This is a genomic window from Streptomyces sp. NPDC044044, assembly GCF_056434405.1.
The window spans coordinates 391,046-409,612 of sequence record NZ_JBWKFG010000005.1 but is presented as its reverse complement, the minus strand read 5'-3'; the positions used below and the strand labels follow the sequence as shown (position 1 = coordinate 409,612).

Genomic DNA, 18,567 nt, shown 5'->3' with positions numbered 1-18,567 from the left:
TTGCTCTTGACCGAACCGATGGCGCAGTAGCCGACCTTGTCGGTCCGCTCGCGGTACACCGAGGCCAGGGCCTCCAGTTCGATCGGGTCGCCGAGCTTGGTGCCCGTGCCGTGCATCTCCACGTAACTGATGCCGCCGGGGTCCACGTCGTACCGCTCGTACACGTCGTGCTGGAGTTCCCGCTGGCTGGCGGCGTTCGGCGCGGTGATGCCGTTCGTCCGCCCGTCCTGGTTGATGCCGGAGCCCTTGATGATGCCGTGGACGGTGTCCCCGTCGCGCTCGGCGTCCGCGAGCCGCTTGAGCACGAGCGCGCCCACGCCCTCGCCGGGCACGAACCCGTCGGCGGCGTCGTCGAAGGTCTTGCACCTGCCGTCCGGCGCCAGCATTCCCGCACCGCACATGCTGATGTAGGACTCGGCGGTCAGATAGAGGGTGACTCCGCCCACCAGCGCCATGTCGATCTCACCGGCGCGCAGGGCCTGGGTCGCGAGGTGGGTGCCGACGAGCGAGGACGAGCAGGCCGTGTCGAGGGCGATCGCCGGGCCCTTGAGGTTGAGGATGTAGGCGATGCGCGCGGCCGTGATGGCGTTGCTGTTGCTGGTCGCCGAACTCGCGTCGCCGCCCTGCTCCCGCATGAGCGCGCCGTACTCGTTGCTCATGATCCCCAGGTAGACACCGCACTTCTGCCCGCTCAGCTCCTGGACGTCGTACCCCGCGTCCTCGAACGCGTGGTAGGCCTCCTGCAGGAAGAGCCGCTGCTGCGGGTCCATCGCCTCGGCCTCCGCGGGCGGGATGCCGAAGAACAGCGGATCGAAGACGTCGACGTCGTCGAGCAGCCCCATCCACTTGCAGTAGACCTTGCCGGGCTGGTTCGGCCGCGGGTCGTAGTACTGGTCGACGTCCCACCGGGACGCCGGGATCTCCCGGACGCAGTCGCGCCCGCTCGCCAGGTTGTCCCAGTAGTCGTCGAGGTTGTCGGCGAGCGGGTACTTGCCCGCCATGCCGACGACGGCGATCGCGTCGCCGGGGACGGCGGGCCGGGTCCGCGCGGGGGCGGGGGCCACCACGAGTGTGGGCTTCACGACGGGTTCCGGATTCACGACGGGTTCCGGCTTCACCACGGGTGCGGGCTTCACCACGGGTTCTGGTTTCACCACGGGTGCGGGCTGCACCTCCAACTCACGTACGGGAGCTGGCTCTTGTGCGGGCGCCGGAGCCTGCGCTGGGGCCGGTGCCTTTCCGGCCTCCTCGACGACGCGGGCTGCGAGTTCCTGGACGGTGGGGTGGTCGTAGAGCTTGGTGGCCTGCAGGGCGATGCCGTACCGCTTGTTGACCGCCTTGATCCACTCCACGCCGACGATCGAGTCGAGCCCGAACTCGGTGAAGTTGCGGTCCAGGTCCAGCTCGTCCACCGACAGGTACAGGGCGTCGGCGAGGCTGCTCAGGAGTTCGGCCTGCACCTGCTCCTCGTCGAGGGCGGGTGCTCCTGCGTCTACGGCCTCGACCGGCTCCTCTACGGGGACGACCGCGACCGGCGGCTCGACGGGGGCCTGCGGACGCTCCTGAGCGGTGGGCAGCACGGTCATGAGGTGGGCGGCAAGGCCGACGACGGTGGGTGTGTCGTAGAGCCTGGTGGCCGCGAGTTCAAGGCCGTACTGCTTGTTGATGGCCTTGATCCACTCCACGCCGACGATGGAGTCCAGGCCGAGGTCGGTGAAGTTCGCCTCCGGGTCGACCTCGTCCTCGGCCAGGTACAGGGCCTGGCCCAGGAGCGTGGTCAGCTCCGCGACGAGCGTCTCCTCGTCCGGGCCCGCTACCGCGACCGTGACCGCGGCCGGAGCCGGGTCCGCGGGCCGGGCAGGGGCGGGGGCAGGGGCAGGGGCAGGCGCGGAGGCCGCTGCGGGAAGCGTCACGGACTGCACGGAACGCCGCGCGGGCGCCTGCGCCTCCACCGCCCTGGGGGCCTGCGTCGCACCGCTCAGCGGTGCGAGGCCGATGCCCCGCGGTTTCGACGTGACGGCCGCGGAAGGCTTCGGCACCGCGGACGGCTCCTGCACCACGGAAGGCTTCGCCACCGCGGAGGGCCTCGCCACCGCGGACGGCTTCGCCACCTCGGACGGCTTCGGCAGCGCGGAAGGCTTCGGCAGCGCGGGCCGCGGGATGTCCACCGCGCTCTCCGGGCGAGTGCTCCCCGGTATCCAGGACCGCTTGCGCGCGAAGGGGTACGTCGGCAGCGCGACGCGGCGCTGCGGAGTCGTGTAGCAGCCGCGCCAGTCGAGGCTCAGCCCGTTGACCCACACCTCCAGGAGCTTGCCGAGCTTGCGCTTGCGGAGCCAGGCGTCGACGACACCGGTCAGGTCCTCGTCCTCGAACAGCGACGACACGGCGTTCGTCGAGCGCTGGGCCCTGCCCCGGTAGAGGCCGGCGGCCTCGCCGCCGTCGACGTGGGCGCGCAGCCCGGCGAGGAACTCCGGCACGGTCCCGGCGGTGAACGCCAGCCGCTCGTCCATGTGTTCACGCCCCACCTGCAGCGTGTAGGCGATGCCGGGCAGGTCGGCGTCGGTGATCCGCTCCTCGTCCGCCCAGTCGAGCAGCCGCTGGGCGTACTGCGTCAGCTGTTCGGCGGTCCTCGCGGAGACGATCACGACGGACGACAGCGGGTCCGCCACCGGTTCCGGGGCGATCGTTTCCGCCGGGACGTACTCCGACACGATGACGTGCGCGTTCGAACCGCCGGCGCCGAACGACGAGATGCCCGCGATGCGCGGGTACTCGCGCGCCTCGCCGTCGGCCGCGATGACCGTCGGCCGCTTCCACTCCGCGGACTCGCGCTGCACCCGGAACGGCGTCTCGGCGAAGTCGATGTGCGGGTTGAGCACCTCCGCGTGCAGCGAGGGCACCAGCCTGCGGTGCTGGAGCTGCAGCAGGACCTTGGTCAGCGCGGAGATCCCCGCCGCGCTCTCGCAGTGCCCGATGTTGCTCTTCACCGAGCCGATCGCGCAGTACTGGCGGTCGTCGGTGTCCCGTGCGAACGCCTTGGTCAGGCCCGCGATCTCGATGGGGTCGCCGAGTTCGGTCCCGGTGCCGTGCGCCTCCACGTAGCTCACCGCGCGGGCGTCGACACCCGCCTTGTCCAGGGCGGACGCGATGGTCGCCGCCTGGGCGTTGGGGTTGGGGACCGTGTAACCGTTGGTCCTGCCACCGTGGTTGACCGCGGTGGACTTGATGACTCCGTAGATCCGGTCGTTGTCGGCGATGGCCCGGTCGAGCGGCTTGAGCAGCACGGCGCCCACGCCCTCTCCCGGCACGTAGCCGTCACCGCCGCTGCCGAAGCTCTCGCACATCCCCCTGCTCGACGCGAACCCGGTCTGCCCGAGCAGCAGGTACTTGGCGGGGTGCAGCGACAGATTGACGCCGCCCGCGACCGCCACCTCGCAGTCGCCGAGCCGCAGGCTCTGGCACGCCAGGTGCAGTGCCGTCAGCGACGACGAACACATCGTCTTCACCGTGACGCTCGGCCCGTGCCAGTCGCAGAAGTACGAGACGCGGTTGGCGATCGAGGCCGAGTTGCCCGGTATCACCTGGGTGTGCTTGCCCTGCTCGTCGGTCCCGTAGAGCTGGTACTCGTCGTACATCACGCCCACGAACAGGCCGACGTTGCCGTCGACGCCGTTCGAGCGGTACTCGCCCAGGGCCTGCCGGGTGTACCCGGCGTCCTGCAGCGTCTCGTAGACGCACTCCAGGAACAGGCGCTCCTGGGGGTCGACCACCTCCGCCTCGCGGGGCGAGATGTTGAAGAACTGCGGGTCGAACCGGTCGATGTCGTCGAGGAACCCGCCCCACTTGCAGTACGTCTTGCCCGGCTTCGAGCCGTCCGTGTCGAGGTAGAGGCTGTGGTCCCAGCGCTCGCGGGGAACCTCGACGACGCTGTCCCTGCCCTCGGAGAGGTTGCGCCAGAACTCACGCAGGTTGCCGGCCTGCGGGTAGCGGCCGCCGAGGCCGATGATCGCGATGTCGGCGGCGGGCGGCAGGGCCGCGGCCGACGCGGCCGGCACCGATGCGGCCGCGGACGAACCGGCCGTGGGCGCCGAGGTGACCGCGGCCCGCGGTCCGGGCTCGGGCACGGGCACGGGCGTCCCGGTCGCGGCCGTGGTGGCGTCGGCGCCCAGCAGCTCCCGCAGGCGGGCCTCGTGCACGGCGAGGAAGTACCCGGCCAGGGCCGTGATGTTCTGGTACTCGAAGAAGAGCGTCTTGGGCAGACGCCCGAAGACCTCCTCCAGCCTTGCGGTCATGGTCAGGGCCATCACGGAGTCGATGCCGTAGCGCTCCATCGGGAGGTCGGCCTCGATGCGCTGCCACGGCACCTTCAGGGCCGTCGCGAGCAGCGACTTGATGTAGTTCACCGCCGCCGGTTCCAGGTCGTTCTCCCGCGGCGTCGGTGCTGCCGTCCTGCTCTCGGCACTCATAGGTCGTATGTCCTCGCTCGGGTGCTGTGCCTTGAGGGCGCTTCGGAAGGCCGCCACGTCCCCCGCGACGACGAGCACTTGGTGATGGCTCATGCGCAGGCAGCGCGCGAAGGCATCGAGCCCCGCATCGCGGCGCAGCGGGGTGATCCCGAAGCGCTCGCGGAGAATCGCCTCGCTGGTGGCGTCGGGACGCATCCCGCCCTCGGCCCACAGCGACCAGTTGATGGACACCGTGCGGCCCCGGCGCGCGCCGAGGGCGACCAGGTGCTGTCGGTACTCGGCGTAGGCGTCCATGAACGCGTTCGCCGTCGCGTAGTCGGCCTGGCCCATGTTGCCGGTCACCGCGGCGCCGGAGGAGAACGTCACGAAGAAGTCGAGGTCCACGTCCCGGGTCGCCTCGTCCAGGTGGACCGTGCCGCTCACCTTGGGCGGCAGGACGCGGCCGAACTCCTCGGCGGACTTCTTGAGGATGAAGTTGTCCTCCCTCACCCCCGCGCTGTGGATGACGCCGTCGAGGCGTCCCGCGTCCCGCAGGGTGGCGGCGACCAGGGCATCGACGCCGGCCCGGTCGGTGACGTCGAGCCGCGTGTAGGACACCCGCGCCCCCGCCGCGCGCAGCTCAGCGAGGAACCCGCGCGACCGCTCGGTCTCCGGAGAGCGGCCGGTCAGCACGAGGGTGACGCCGTCGACCTGCCCGGCGATCTCCTCGGCGAAGATGCGCCCGAGGCCACCGAGACCGCCGGTGATCAGGTAGACGCCCCCGGTCCGCCACGGGGACCGGGGCCGGTCCACCGCACGGTCCTCGTCCCACACGACGACTTCGCGCCGCCCGCCCCGGTAGCGGACCGTCGCGTCCTCGGGGCGCAGCCGCTCGGCCGCGAGGCGGGCCCGCAGGGCGGCCACGTCGTCGTGGTCGTCCACGACGACCACCTGGCCCGAGATCCCCGGGTTCTCCTGGCGCGCGCTCCACACCAGGGCGCCGAGGCCGGACGGCGTCGCCGCCTCCGGCCGGTCCGGCACCACGACCTGTACGAGCGTCTCGGCCCGCGGCCTGTCGCGCAGGATCGCCTTCGTCCTGTCGAAGACCTGCAGCGCGTAGTCGGCGTACCGGCCGTCGACGGTGGCCGACCCCGAGGTGAGGACCAGCACCTCGCACGTCGGGTCCGAGGCCATCGCGTCCGCGAGGGCCCCCTGCTCCACGCAGACCAGCGCGTGCTGCGGACCGCCCGTGTTCCGCGCCGGTTTCGGCAGCTCGTGCCGCTGCCAGCGCGGGAACAGCAGGATGCCCGCGTCCTGCGCCGCGCCGCCGGCCGCGGCCCGGACCGAGAAGCCCCTCATCCGTACGAGGACGCGCCCCGTGTCGTCGCAGAGGTCGAGGTCGAGGCGGCGGGCGGACCCGTCGGACCGCCCGTCCGCATCCTCGCGGACCCAGACCCACATGGAGCGCTCCAAGGGGCCGAGCACCTCGACGCGTTCCACGGCGAACGGCAGCAGGGGGCGTGAGGTGCCCGCGGTGTTCCACAGGACCCCCAGGGCGGCCTGCAGGGCCGCGTCCGTGAGCCCCGGGTGCAGCAGGTAGCCGTCCGGGATCCGCTGTGCGGCGGGCAGCACGAGGCGTGCCAGTGCCTGGCCCTCGCCGACCAGGACGCGTTCGACGCAGCGGAACGAGTCGCCGTACTCGATGCCAGCGGCCTCGAACGCGGCGTAGACCTGCGCGGCGTCCAGCTCGCGGACGCCGCACTCGCCACGGAGCCCGGCGAGGTCGACGTGGTCCACGGCGCCTTCCGCGAGCGGGACGATCGCGCCCTCGCTGTGGACGACCGGGGCCGACGTACCGCCGTCGGCGTCCGGCACGGGTGCGGAGACCTCGAAGTGCGTGGTCCGCGCGTCGTCCCGGCGCAGGGTGATGTGCAGTTCGCGAGGACGGTCGTCCACCTGGAAGGGCCGCGACCAGACCACGCCGGTCAGCGCGAGACCCGTGGCCGGCGTCGCTGCGGAGGCGTCGGCCATCGCCGCAAGCGCCAGCTCCAGGTACGCCGCGCCCGGCAGGACCTTCCGGCCCCGCACGCGGTGACCGGCGAGGAAGTCCTCGTCGCCCGTGAACGTCGAGGTGTAGCGCTGCCCGCCGAACACGGACGTGTTGCGGTGCAGCAGCGGATGCAGCACCGCGCCCGACGTGCTCGTCGCACGCGGCTTCGGCTCGACCCAGTACCGCTCCTCGGCGAAGGGGTACGTCGGCAACGGCAGACGGACGGGCGCGGGGGCCGCGTACAGCGCGGGCCAGTCGACGGCGCAGCCTTCGGCCCACGCCGCCGCGAGCGCCCGGAGGTCCTTGTCCGCGGTCCACGTCCGCACGCGTGCCTGCTGCCGCTCGTCGTCCTCCTGGCGGGCCAGCTGATCGGGCGTCACGCGTCCGCGCACGAGCGCACCGTCGTCCGCCCGGTCCAGATGCGCCCTGAGTCCGCGTACGACCTCCGCGGGCGAGCCCGCCACGAACGCGAGGCGCTCCTCCATGGCCTCCCGGCCCACCTGGAGCGTGTGCGCGAGCCGCGTCAGGTCGGCCCCCGGCCCGTCCTCGACGAAGGCGAGCAGGTTCTCGGCCAGGTCGTCCAGCTGCTCCCCGGTCCTCGCGGACAGGACGACGACGACGGGCCCGGACACTGCCGGGGAGCCGCTCGCCGCGGTGCGGTACTCCTCGATCACGACGTGGGCGTTGGTGCCGCTGAACCCGAACGAGCTGACGGCGGCGCGCCGCGGCCGGTCACCGGACGGCGTCTCCCACGGCTCGGGGGCCGTGACGACGCGGAAGGGCGAGTTCTCGAAGTCGAAGTGCTCGTTGGGCGTCTCGAAGTTGAGGGACGGCGCCAGCGTGCCGTGCCGCATGCTCAGGAGCACCTTGTGCACGCCCGCGACCCCGGCGGCCTCGGACGTGTGCCCGATGTTGCTCTTCACCGATCCGATGGCGCAGGAGCGCGCCGGGACCCCCGACTCGCCGTACACGGTGCCCAGCGCGGAGAGCTCGATCGGGTCGCCCAGCTTGGTGCCCGTGCCGTGCATCTCGACGTAGTCGACGGTCGCCGGGTCGATGCCGTGGCGGTCGTAGACCGTGCGGACGAGGTCCATCTGGCTCGCGGCGCTCGGCGCCGTGATCCCGTTCGTCCTGCCGTCCTGGTTGATGCCGGTGGCCGCGACGACGCCGTGGACGTGGTCGCGGTCGGCCTCGGCGTCGCTGAGGCGCTTGAGCACCAGGGCGCCGACGCCCTCGCCCGGCACGAACCCGTCGGCGCCGTTGTCGAACGTCCGGCACCGGCCCTCCGGCGAGAGCATCCCCGCCTGGCACATCCCGACGTACGTGTCGGGGAGCAGGTAGAGCGAGACACCGCCGACGAGCGCCATGTCGATCTCACCGCTCAGCAGCGCCTGCCGGGCGAGGTGCAGCGCGACCAGCGAGGACGAGCACGCCGTGTCGACGGCGACGGCCGGGCCCTTGAGGTTGAGGAAGTAGGCAATGCGCGAGGCGGCGATGGCGTTGCTGCTGCTCGTCGCGGACGCCGCCCCTCCGTCCTGCCCGAACACCAAGAAGCTGTACTCACTGCCGCTGATGCCCAGGTAGACGCCGCACTTCCGGGAGGCGAGGGACTGCGGGTCGTACCCCGCGTCCTCGAACGCCCGGTAGGCCTCCTGGAGGAAGAGCCGGTGTTGCGGGTCGATCCCTTCGGCCTCCAGCGGCGAGATGTTGAAGAACAGCGGGTCGAAGTGGTCGGCGTCCGCCAGGTGCCCCATCCACTTGGAGTACGTCTTGCCCTCCTGGCCGGGCCGTGGGTCGTAGTACCGCGAGACGTCCCAGCGCGACGGCGGGACCTCGGTCACGCAGTCGCGGCCGTCGCGGAGGTTGTCCCAGTAGGCGTGCAGGTCCGCCGCGTCGGGGTAGCGCCCGGACATCCCGACGACGGCCACCTTGTCGCTGTCGCGAGGGGCGGACTGCTCGGGTTCGGCCACCGCAGGGGCGGTGACCGTGACAGGGGCGGTGACCGTGACAGGGGCGATGTCCGCGGCAGGGGCGGTGACCTCTTGCGGCGTGGCCGCCGGGGGCACCGCGGCCGTCTGCACCAGCGTCAGCAGGAACTCGGTGAGCTTGCGCACCGTGGGGTGGTCGTACAGCTGTGTCGCCGTGAGCGACGTCCCGTGGTTCTTGTTGAGGCTCTTCACCCACTCCACGCCGACGATGGAGTCCATGCCGAGCTCGACGAAGTTGCGGTCGGCCGCGATGTCCTCCGGGGCGAGGAACAGCACGTCGGCGAGGCTGTCGCGCACACCGTCCAGGAGCGCGGCCTTCGAGACCCGGGGGCGGTCCGGGGCCTGTGGAGCTGGGGCCGGGGCCGGGGCCACGACAGGCTCCACGGGCGCGGGCCGGGCGGGCACGGCCTTCTCCGGTGCTGCCACCTTCGGTGCTGCAGTCTCCGGTGCTGCCACCTCCGGTGCCGAGGCGGCCAGTTCGCCCTGGACGAAGTCCGCGAGTTCGCGCACCGACGGATGGTCGTAGAGCTTCGTGGCGCTGAGGCCGGTCCCGTACCGCTTGTTGATGGCCTTGACCCACTCCACCCCGAGGATGGAGTCCAGGCCCAGGTCCATGAAGTTGCGGCCCGGGTCGATGTCGCTCTCCGGCAGCTGCAGGACGTCGGCGAGGCCGCTCCTCAGCTCACGCCGCAGCTCGCCCACGGCCTTCACGGCGGGCGGCGGGGCCACGGATGTCCGGACCGCCGGAGCGGCGGGCCGCTCCCCCAGGTCGGTCAGCCGCACGTTCCTCGGCTTGGCGGCCACCGGCGCCGAACCGGCCATCGCGTCGGCCGGGTTCCGCAGCGTGATCCGGCCGCGTCCGGCGGGAGGACCCGCAGGCTCCTTGTGCTCCGGCCGCGTCACCACAGGGCTGGGCGGCACGGCCTCGTCGGACACCGGCCGCGTCACGGCGGGGTTCTCCCGGTTCACCCAGTACACCTTGCGCGAGAAGGGGTAGCCCGGAACGGCCACCAGCTGCGGATCGTCGGCGGCGAACAGCACCCGCCAGTCGGGGGCGGCACCCCGGCAGTAGAGCTCCGCCAACTCCAGGAGCACGTCCCGGTGTTCGCCGGTGCCCGCCGCCGCGAGCCTCGCGAACAGCGCATCGCCGTCCGCCTCCCGCGGCCGGTCCCCGCGGTCGCTCGGTACGTCGCCGAAGCGGACCCCGGTGTGCTGCTCGCCGCGCTCCGCGGCGCCCAGCACGGAGACGGCCTCGTCGAGGTCTGTGACGACGAGCGCGCACCGGTGGTCGAAGTGCTGCCTGCGCTCCAGGAGCGTGTGGCTCACGTCGGTGAGGGAGACCGCGTCACGGTCCGCTGTCCGCAGCGCATCGCGCAGGTCACGGACGCGGTCGCGCAGCGCCCCCTCGGTCTTCGCGGACAGGACGAGCAGGCGGGCGGGGGCGTCGTCGGCGGGCCGCGCCACTCGCGCACGGCCCCGGTGACTCTCCACGACCATATGGACGTTGGTGCCGCTCATGCCGAACGAACTCACGGCACCGAGCCGCGTCCCGTTCGGGTTCTCCGGCCACGCCCGCAGGGTCTTGTTGACGTAGAAGGGGCTCCGCTGCCAGGCGATGTAGTCGCTGTCCTGCTCGCAGTGCAGGCTCGGCGGGATGGCGCCGTGGCGCAGCGACTGGACGAGCGCGATCAGGCTGACGATGCCGGAGGCGGCCAGCGTGTGACCGACGTTGGGCTTGGTGGAGGTGAGCGCGCAGAACCCGGTCCTGTCCGTGTGCTCGGCGAACACCTCGTTCAGGGCGTTGACCTCGACGGGGTCGCCGAGCCGGGTGCCGGTGCCGTGGGCGACGACGTGGCCGATGTGCTCGGGGTCGATCCCGTGCCGCTCGTAGACGGCGCGGTAGAGGCGCGCCTGCGCAGCGCCGTTCGGGGCGGTGATGCCGTTCGTCCTGCCGTCGTAGTTGATGCTGCTGCCGCGGATCACGGCGAGGACGTCGTCACCGTCGGCCTCCGCCTGCGCCAGGCGCTTGAACATGACGACGGGGATGGCCTCGCCGAGCACCATGCCGTCCGCGCGCCGGTCGAACGCGAAGCAGGCGCCGCTCGCGGAGAGCATGCCCGCCTTGCTCGTCTCGGCGAACACACGGGAGGACGCCGCCAGGTTGACCCCGGCGACGATGGCGGCGTCGCACTCGCCGTTGCGCAGACTGGTGCAGGCCTGGTGGGCCGCGGCCAGGCCCGAGGAGCAGGCGGTGTTGACGGCGAGCACGGGTCCTGTGAAGTCGAGCAGGTAGCCGAGCCGGGAGGCCAGGATCGCCTCGTGGTGCCCCGTGAGCGTGCCCTCGCCGCCGCCCAGGTGCAGGTAGTCGCCCTGCTCCGCGCCGACGAACATGCCGATCCGCTCGTCGCGCAGCTTCCGCTCGCCGTAGCCCGCGGCCTCAAGAACGTGCCACGCCTCCTGCAGCAGCAGACGCTGGCGCGGGTCCATGGTGCGCGCCTCGCGCGGCGATATCTCGAAGAAGGTCGGGTCGAACTCGCCGATCCCGGGGACGAAGCCGCAGCGTGCCGTGGCGGGGTCCGGGGCCTGCGGGTCGCTCCAGTCGGGGCGCCGGTCCTCGGGGACGGCCGAGAGCACGTCGCGCCCCTCAGCGAGGATCCGCCAGAACTCGTCCACCGAACGGGCAGCGGGGAACCGGCCGGTCATGGCGATGACGGCGATGGGTTCAGGTCCCGGTTCCGGGCTCGGCGGTGCCGGGGTCGCGGCTGTCGCCGGTGACGGTGCCGGTTCCGTGACTCCGGCACCGCCGGGCTCCTCCCGCCCTCGGTTGCCGAGCTGGTCCGGGTGTTCGGACACCAGATGCGCCACCAGCGTCTCCGGGGTGGGGTGGGAGAAGAACACCGAGGGGAGTACCTCGACGCCGAAGTGCGTGGTCATCGCGTTCGCGAGCCGGACCAGGGTGATCGAGTCGAACCCGAGCTGAGCGAGGTTCTCGTCGGCGTGGATCTGGTCGCGCGGCACCCGGACGGTCTCGACGATCAGCGTCTCCAGCTCGGCCAGGACGCGGGCGGCGAGGTCCTCGCGGTCCGGTACGGCGGCCGGAGCACCGGCGGTGGCGGCGACCGAGGCACTCGGCTGCTCGGGCCCCGCGGCGGATACGGCAGACACGGCAGGCCCCGCGGACACGGCAGGCCCCGCGGGCGCCGCGTCGATCCCCAACAGGCGGTGCAGGCGCTGCGGTTCGCCCGCCATGACGAGCCCCTGCGGCGCGCCCTGGCCGATGAGCCGCTCGAAGAGCAGGGTGCCCTCGGCGTTCTCCAGCAGGCGCTGGCCGCTGGAGGTGAGGTACAGCTCGGTGGCCCGCACGTCGTCGAAGCCCATCTCGCCGCCGCGCCACAGCGGCCAGTTGATGGCGACGGTCGCGCCCGAGCGCGTTCCCTGGCGGACGCACGCGTCGCGGTGGTGGGCGTACAGCGTCTGGAACCTGTTGCCGACGGCGTAGTCGCAGCCGCCGAAGTCCCCGAGCTGCGCGGAGGACGACGAGAAGTAGCAGACGAAGTCCAGGGGCTCGTCCGCGAGGACCTCGTCGAGCACGAGCGTGCCGTCCACCTTGGCGGCGAGCAGCCCCTGGAAGGCGCGGGCGTCGCCGGCGAGCACGCTGGCCGTGCCGGGGACACCGGCGGCGTGGATGACGCCGTCGATCCCGCCGAAGCGCTCGCGCGCCGAACGGACGACCTCCCGCATGGCCCGCCGGTCGGCGACGTCCGCCTGCTCGTAGTGGGCCTCGCCGCCCAGTGACCCGATCCGGGCGATCAGCCGCTCCCGGTCCGCGTCGAGGGGCGAGCGGCCGGTCAGCACCAGCCGTGCCTTGCGGGTCCGCGCGAGGTGCTCGGCGAACAGCAGCCCGAGCGCCCCCAGGCCACCGGTGATCAGATAGGTGCCGCCCTGCTTCAGCAGGTCCTTGCCCGCACCGGCGGTGGCCGGGCGGACCCGGCTCACGTGGCGCGTGCCGTCGCGGTACAAGGCGCTTGCGGGCTCGGCGAGTTCGGCGAGTTCGGCGCTCAGGCGCGCGAACCAGTCGGTCATGGTCGTCCGGGCACGCGTGCCACGGGCGTCCTCGATCACCGCGGCGAACTTCACGCCGGGCAGGACCTGGCCGAGGGACCGCTCGAACCCCATCCACGACTCGGCGTAGGCGCGCTCGGTCCCGTCGCGGAACTCGCCCGCCTGCAGGACACGCCGTACGCCCGGCTGCGCCGTCGCCACGGCCTGCAGCAGATGGACCGTGTCGGTGAGGGACCGCGGCCCCGCCCCCTCCTCGACCGGCCACAGGTTCAGCACGCCGTCCACGGGGCCGAACCGCTCGTGGATCTCCGAGAAGACGCGGATCCAGTCGGTCTGCTCCCCCGCGTCCACCACCCAGCGGCGCCGGGCGGCATCACCCGCTGCCGGTGCCCGCGAGACGAAGACGAGTGTCGTCCCGGGGTCGGTCGCACCGGCGGCACGCTCCAACTCCGCCTGGTTCGCGGCGTCGGAGCACAGGCACACCAGGGTCATCGGTCCGGCGTCCTCGCGGGCCGAAGCGCCCGCGGGCTCCCAGAACTCCTCGAACACGAGGGCCCCGGGGCCGTCCTGCCGCACGGCACGGGCCGTGGCGGAGGTGTCGATCCAGTGCCGCTCCCTGGCGAACGGGTAGGTCGGCAGGGCGATGCGCGGCGGCGTCTCGTCGCCGTGGAGCGGGGACCAGTCGACATCGGCGCCCCGCACCCACAGGTCCACCGACGCGGCCGGGTCGCCGGACACCGCGGCGCCCGATGGGCCGTCGGAGCCCTGGACCGCCTGGCCGCGCGCGATGCCGTCCTCCGAGCCCCCGACGAAGTCCCTCAGCCGGGAGAGCAGTTGGGCCATGGAGTCCGTGACGATGCCGAGCCGCTCCCGCATGGCCTCCCGGCCGACCTGCGAGGTGTGGGCGAGCGAGGGCAGGTCGGCGGACGAGAGCTTCTCCCTCTCGATCCAGTCGGCCAGGTCGGCGGCCTTCGCCCGCAGCCGGTCGGCACTGCGCGCGGAGAGCACGACCGCGACGGGCCCCCGGGGCGCACGGACGGCGGGCGGCTCGGCCCGGTACTCCTCGACGACCAGGTGCGCGTTGGAGCCGCCGGCCCCGAACGACGAGATCCCCGCGACCCGGGGCAGCTCCCGCTCCGTTCCGTCGACCACCCGCACGGGCCGCTTCCACTCGGCCAGCGTCTGCTGCACGGAGAAGGGGCTGCTCGGGAAGTCGATGTGCGGGTTCAGCTCCGCGGAGTGCAGCGACGGCGCGAGCTGCCCGTGCTTCATCTGCAGCAGCACCTTGGTGAGGCCGGAGATGCCCGCGGCGCTCTCCGCGTGCCCGATGTTGCTCTTCACCGAACCGATCGCGCAGAACTGGTCGTCCTGGGTGTGCTCACGGAAGGCGCGCGTGAGCCCGGCGATCTCGATGGGGTCGCCGAGCGAGGTCCCCGTGCCGTGCGCCTCGATGTAGCTCAGCGCGCGCGGGTCGACCCCCGCCTGCCGCCACGCGTCGGAGACGGACCGGGCCTGTGCCTGCGGGCTGGGGACGGAGTACCCGTTCGTCCGGCCCCCGTGGTTGACCGCGACCCCCTTGATGACTCCGTGGATGCGGTCACCGTCACGCACGGCCTGGGCCAGCGGCTTGAGCAGGACCGCGCCGACGCCCTCACCGGGGACGTAACCGTCGCCGCCCTTGCCGAAGCTCTCACAACGGCCGTTGCTCGACACGAACTTGCCCTGCCCGAGCATCAGATACTTGTTGGGGTGGACCGAGAGGTTCACCCCACCCGCGATCGCGACGTCGCACGCGCCGGACTCGATGCTCTGGCACGCGAGGTGGATGGCGGTGAACGACGACGAGCACATCGTGTCGACGCTCATGCTCGGACCGTGGAAGTCGAAGAAGTACGACACCCGGTTGGCGACGGCCGAGGGATTGCCGGACAGCGCCACGGGGTTGCCGAGTACCTGCTCCTGCGCTCCGTAGAGCTGGTACTCCTCGTACATCACACCGACGTACACGCCGACGCGCGTCCGATTCGCCTCGTCGGTCGGGGTGTTGAGCCGGTCGGGGGTGTATCCCGCGTCCTCGACGGCCTCGTAGGCACACTGCAGGAACAACCGCTCCTGCGGGTCCATCAGCTTCGCCTCGGGCGGTGAGATGCGGAAGAACAGGGAGTCGAACTCGTCGACGCCGTCGACGAATCCGCCCCACTTGCTGTACGTCTTGCCGGGCGCGTCCTTGTCGGCGTCGTAGTACACGCTCTGGTCCCAGCGGTCGGCCGGGATCTCGGTCACGCAGTCGCGGCCCGCGGCCAGGTTCTCCCAGAACTCGTCGAGCGTACGGGCCTTCGGGTAGCGCCCGGCAAGGCCGATGATCGCGATGTCGAGCCCCGTCGTCGGGCTCTGCGGCGCGGGCGCGAGGGCGGGCGCGGGTGCGGCAGTGGGCGCGGGTGCGGCAGTGGGTGCGGCCGGGAGCGCGGGCTGCTCGTCGAACCGCGTCGACCACCTGCCCGCCCTGAGCGGCTTGCGCGCGAAGGCGGCCCGCCCCGGCGCGGCGTCCCTGCCCCGGGTGGTCGCCGGGGCGACGGGGGCAGCAGGGGCCTCCGCGGGCCCGCTGCCGGACTCCTCCGCGCCCAGGTACCGGGCCAGCTCGGGCCCGTGGGCGGCGAGGAAGTGGCCGGTGAGCGCACGGATGTCGCGGAACTCGAAGAACAGCGTCTTCGGCAACGACCCGAAGACGGCCTCCAGTTCGTCCGTCATCTTCATCATCATCACCGAGTCGAGGCCCAGGCTGTCGAACGCCGCACGGGCGTCGATGCGGTCGGCCGGGAGCTTGATGACCTCGGAGAGGACGCCCGTGAAGAACGCCGTCGCCTTGGCTTCGAGGGTGCTCGTGTCGTTGTGCGTCACTGATTCGTCCCGGCGGCAGAGGAGGAAGAAGAAGAACTCTGGTACGAAGCGGACGAGCCGGTGTCCCCGGCTCCCGCGCGGCCCGGGCCAGAAGCGACCATGACCTGACTGTGTGGCGAGGCGATCATGCGGTGGAAGGCCGAAACCCCGGTCGCCGTGTCGAGGGGGACGACGCCGTGACGGGAGCGCAGCATCGACCGCACTTCCGGTGACACGCCCATCCCCCCGTCCTCCCACAGCGGCCAGTTGACGGACAGGCTGCGCCCGGAGCGCTCCCCGCGGGCCACGAGGTTCCCGCGGTGCCAGGCGTAGGCGTCCATGAACGCGTTGGCCGCCGCGTAGTCGGCCTGCCCCGCGTTGCCGAACGCCCCGGTCGTGGACGAGAACGTCACGAAGAAGTCCAGCGGCAGCGTGGACGTCGCCCTGTCCAGGTTCACCACCCCGGACACCTTCGGTGCCAGGACCTCCGCGAAGTCCTTGGCGCGCTTGGTCAGGATGAAACCGTCCCGCGTCACCCCGGCGGCGTGCACGACGCCGTCGATCCGGCCGTGCTCCTCCACCAGGGTGTCCACCAGGGCGTCGACCTCGGCCTCGTTCGCGACGTCGACCTGCAGGTAGTGCGCAGCCGCGCCGTGGGACCGAAGCTCCCGCAGGGCTTCGCGCACCCTGGGGCCCACCGGGGAGCGCCCGGTCAGGACCAGCGTGGCGCTGCGCGTCCGCGTCGCGATCTCCCGCGCGAAGACCAGGCCCAGCGCTCCCGCCCCACCGGTCAGGAGGTAGACCCCGTTCTCCTTCCACGGAACCGGCGGGACGTCGGCGGCGCCATCGCCGTCCTCGATCCAGGCGGGCACCTCACGCCGCGCGTCGGTGTACCGCACGATCGTGTCGTCGAGGTGCGCTCGGTTCTCCCGCACGCGCTCGGCCGCGGTCTCGGGCGTGTCCGTCTCCTCCAGGAGAATGACCTGCGTCGAGACGTTCGGGTTCTCCATCGTCGCCGTGCGCAGCAGCCCGACGAGTCCGGACAGCGGAGCCGATGCGGGGCCCTGGCCGATGACCAGTTGGATGCTCGCCCGGCCCGCCGACGCGCCGCGCAGCACGGAACGCACGTGTTCGAGCGCCTGCAGCCCGTACGCGGTGTACTGCCCGTCCAGCTCCTTGTCCCCGGAGGTCAGCACGACGGCGTTGTCGTGCTCGGACAGCAGCGCCGCCACCTCCGGCATCTCGACGAGCAGCACGGTGCGCCGCACGTCGTCGCCATCGGCGTCATCGTCGTCATCGGGCAGGGCGTCCGTCACGGGCCGCGCCTGCCACTTGGGGTGCAGCAGCGCCCGTCCGTCGGCGGACTCCCGCGTACCGCTTGCTGGTTCACCGTGCACCGGCGGCCCGTCGACGGCGCGGAAGGACAGGCCACCGATCCGGACGCGCACGCGGCCCTGGTCGTCGGCCAGGTCCACGTCGTACTTGTGGAGCGCGGCGCCGTCCGGCTGCTGCGCGCTCGGGCGGACCAGCGCCCACATGTCGGCCGTGCTGCTGTCGAGGACGAGGACGTCGTCGACGGCGAAGGGGACGAGGAGACCGCCTTCCCCTGCCCCCGGGCCGCCGATGACACCGATGCACGCCTGCAGCGCCGCGTCGACGAGACTCGGGTGCGCCGTGTAGTCGCTCCGCGTGCCGTGGACCGTTGCGGGCAGCACGAGCTGCGCGAGCGCCTGGTCCTGACCGACCCAGATGTGCCGGACGCCGCGGTGCGCGGGGCCGTAGGTGATGCCGGCGGCGCCGTACGCCTGGTAGCACTGCTCGGAGGTGAGTTCCGCGCGGTCGCAGGCGTCGCGGAGGGACGGCAGGTCGAGCACCGCTTCCGCGGCGCCCTCCGCCAGGTAGACGGCGCCTTCGCCGTGCACGACCGGTTCCGCGTCGTCGGCGGTGCTGTAGACCCGGAACCCGATGTCGCCGTCGGCCTGCGGGTGCAGGCCGACGTGCACTTCCCGCGGCGCGCCGTCCACCTGCAGCGGCTGCGCGAGGACGACGTTCTTCAGTGCCACCGGCGCCGACGGCTCGGCCCGGGTCCGCAGGGTGATGCAGGTCGCGGCGACGGCCATCTCCAGGAGGGCCGCGCCCGGCAGGAGTTTCGCGCCGTCGACGACGTGGTCGCGCAGGAACGGCTCGTGCCCGGTGAACACCGAGGTGAACCGCTGCTCCGCCAGGTCCGACGTGTTCTCGTGCACCAGGGGGTGCAGCACGCGCGGCCCGCGGGTGTCCACGCCCCGGTCGTCGAACGGGAAGTAGCGCTCGCGGCTGAACGGATAGGTGGGAAGGGCGACACGTCGCGGTGTCGCACCGCCGGGGTAGAGGCGGTGCCAGTCGACGGGAACGTCGTTGACCCACAGTTCGAGCAGCTTGGCGTACTTCCCCTTCTCGGCCCAGGTCGTGATCAGGGTGTCGAGGTCGGAGTCCTGGGCGAACAGCGCGGAGACGGTGTTCTGGTCCCTGTCCCCGCTGCGCACGACGTCGTCGGCGGCGGTGCCCGCGAGGACGTGGTGGAGCTTGTCGAGGAGGTCCGCAGCCGATGTGGCCAGGATGCCGAGACGCTCCGGCAGCGGCTCCCGTCCGACCTGCAGCGTGTACGCCACGTCCGCGAGGTCGAGGTGGGCGCTGTCCGGACGGGTCAGCCACGCGGCGAGATTGCGGACCACGTCGCGCAGTTCGTCCCCGGTGCGCGCCGACAGGGGCACGACGGCGGGCCCCGCGGCCACGGGGGCGCGCTCCTCCGGTGCAGGGAGGTACTCCGAGACGATGACGTGGGCGTTGGAGCCGCCCGCGCCGAAGGAGGAGATCCCGGCGATCCGCGGGGCCGCCGGGCCGGGCGTCGGCCAGTCGGCGAGTTCGCGCTGGACGCTGAAGGGAGTGCCCGCGAAGTCGATGTTCGGGTTCAGCGTCTCCGCGTGCAGGGACGGGGCGAGCTTGCGGTGCCGCAGCTGGAGCAGGACCTTCGTGAGACCGGCGATCCCGGCGGCGCTCTCCGCGTGCCCGATGTTGCTCTTCACCGATCCGATGGCGCAGAACTGGTTGTCCTGGGTGTGCTCGCGGAAGGCCTTCGAAAGGCCGGTGATCTCGATCGGGTCCC

Annotated in this window: 2 protein-coding genes (both only partly in view); both read right to left on the bottom strand. The window is 72.3% G+C overall.

Features of this window, described 5'->3' with window-relative positions:
* Positions 1-15,443: the 5' portion of an SDR family NAD(P)-dependent oxidoreductase gene (locus AC07AG_RS21185; protein WP_478756641.1), read on the bottom strand. The gene continues 2,212 nt to the left of window position 1, outside the view; 15,443 of the gene's 17,655 nt are visible here — the first part of the coding sequence; the start codon lies at positions 15,441-15,443; the stop codon falls past the left edge of the window.
* Positions 15,440-18,567: the 3' portion of an SDR family NAD(P)-dependent oxidoreductase gene (locus tag AC07AG_RS21180; RefSeq protein ID WP_478756640.1), read on the bottom strand. 10,621 nt of this gene lie beyond the right edge of the window; only the last 3,128 of its 13,749 coding nucleotides appear in the window; its start codon lies beyond the right edge, outside the window — the gene reads right to left on this strand; its stop codon occupies positions 15,440-15,442. Before AC07AG_RS21180 ends, AC07AG_RS21185 begins: the two co-directional genes overlap by 4 nt.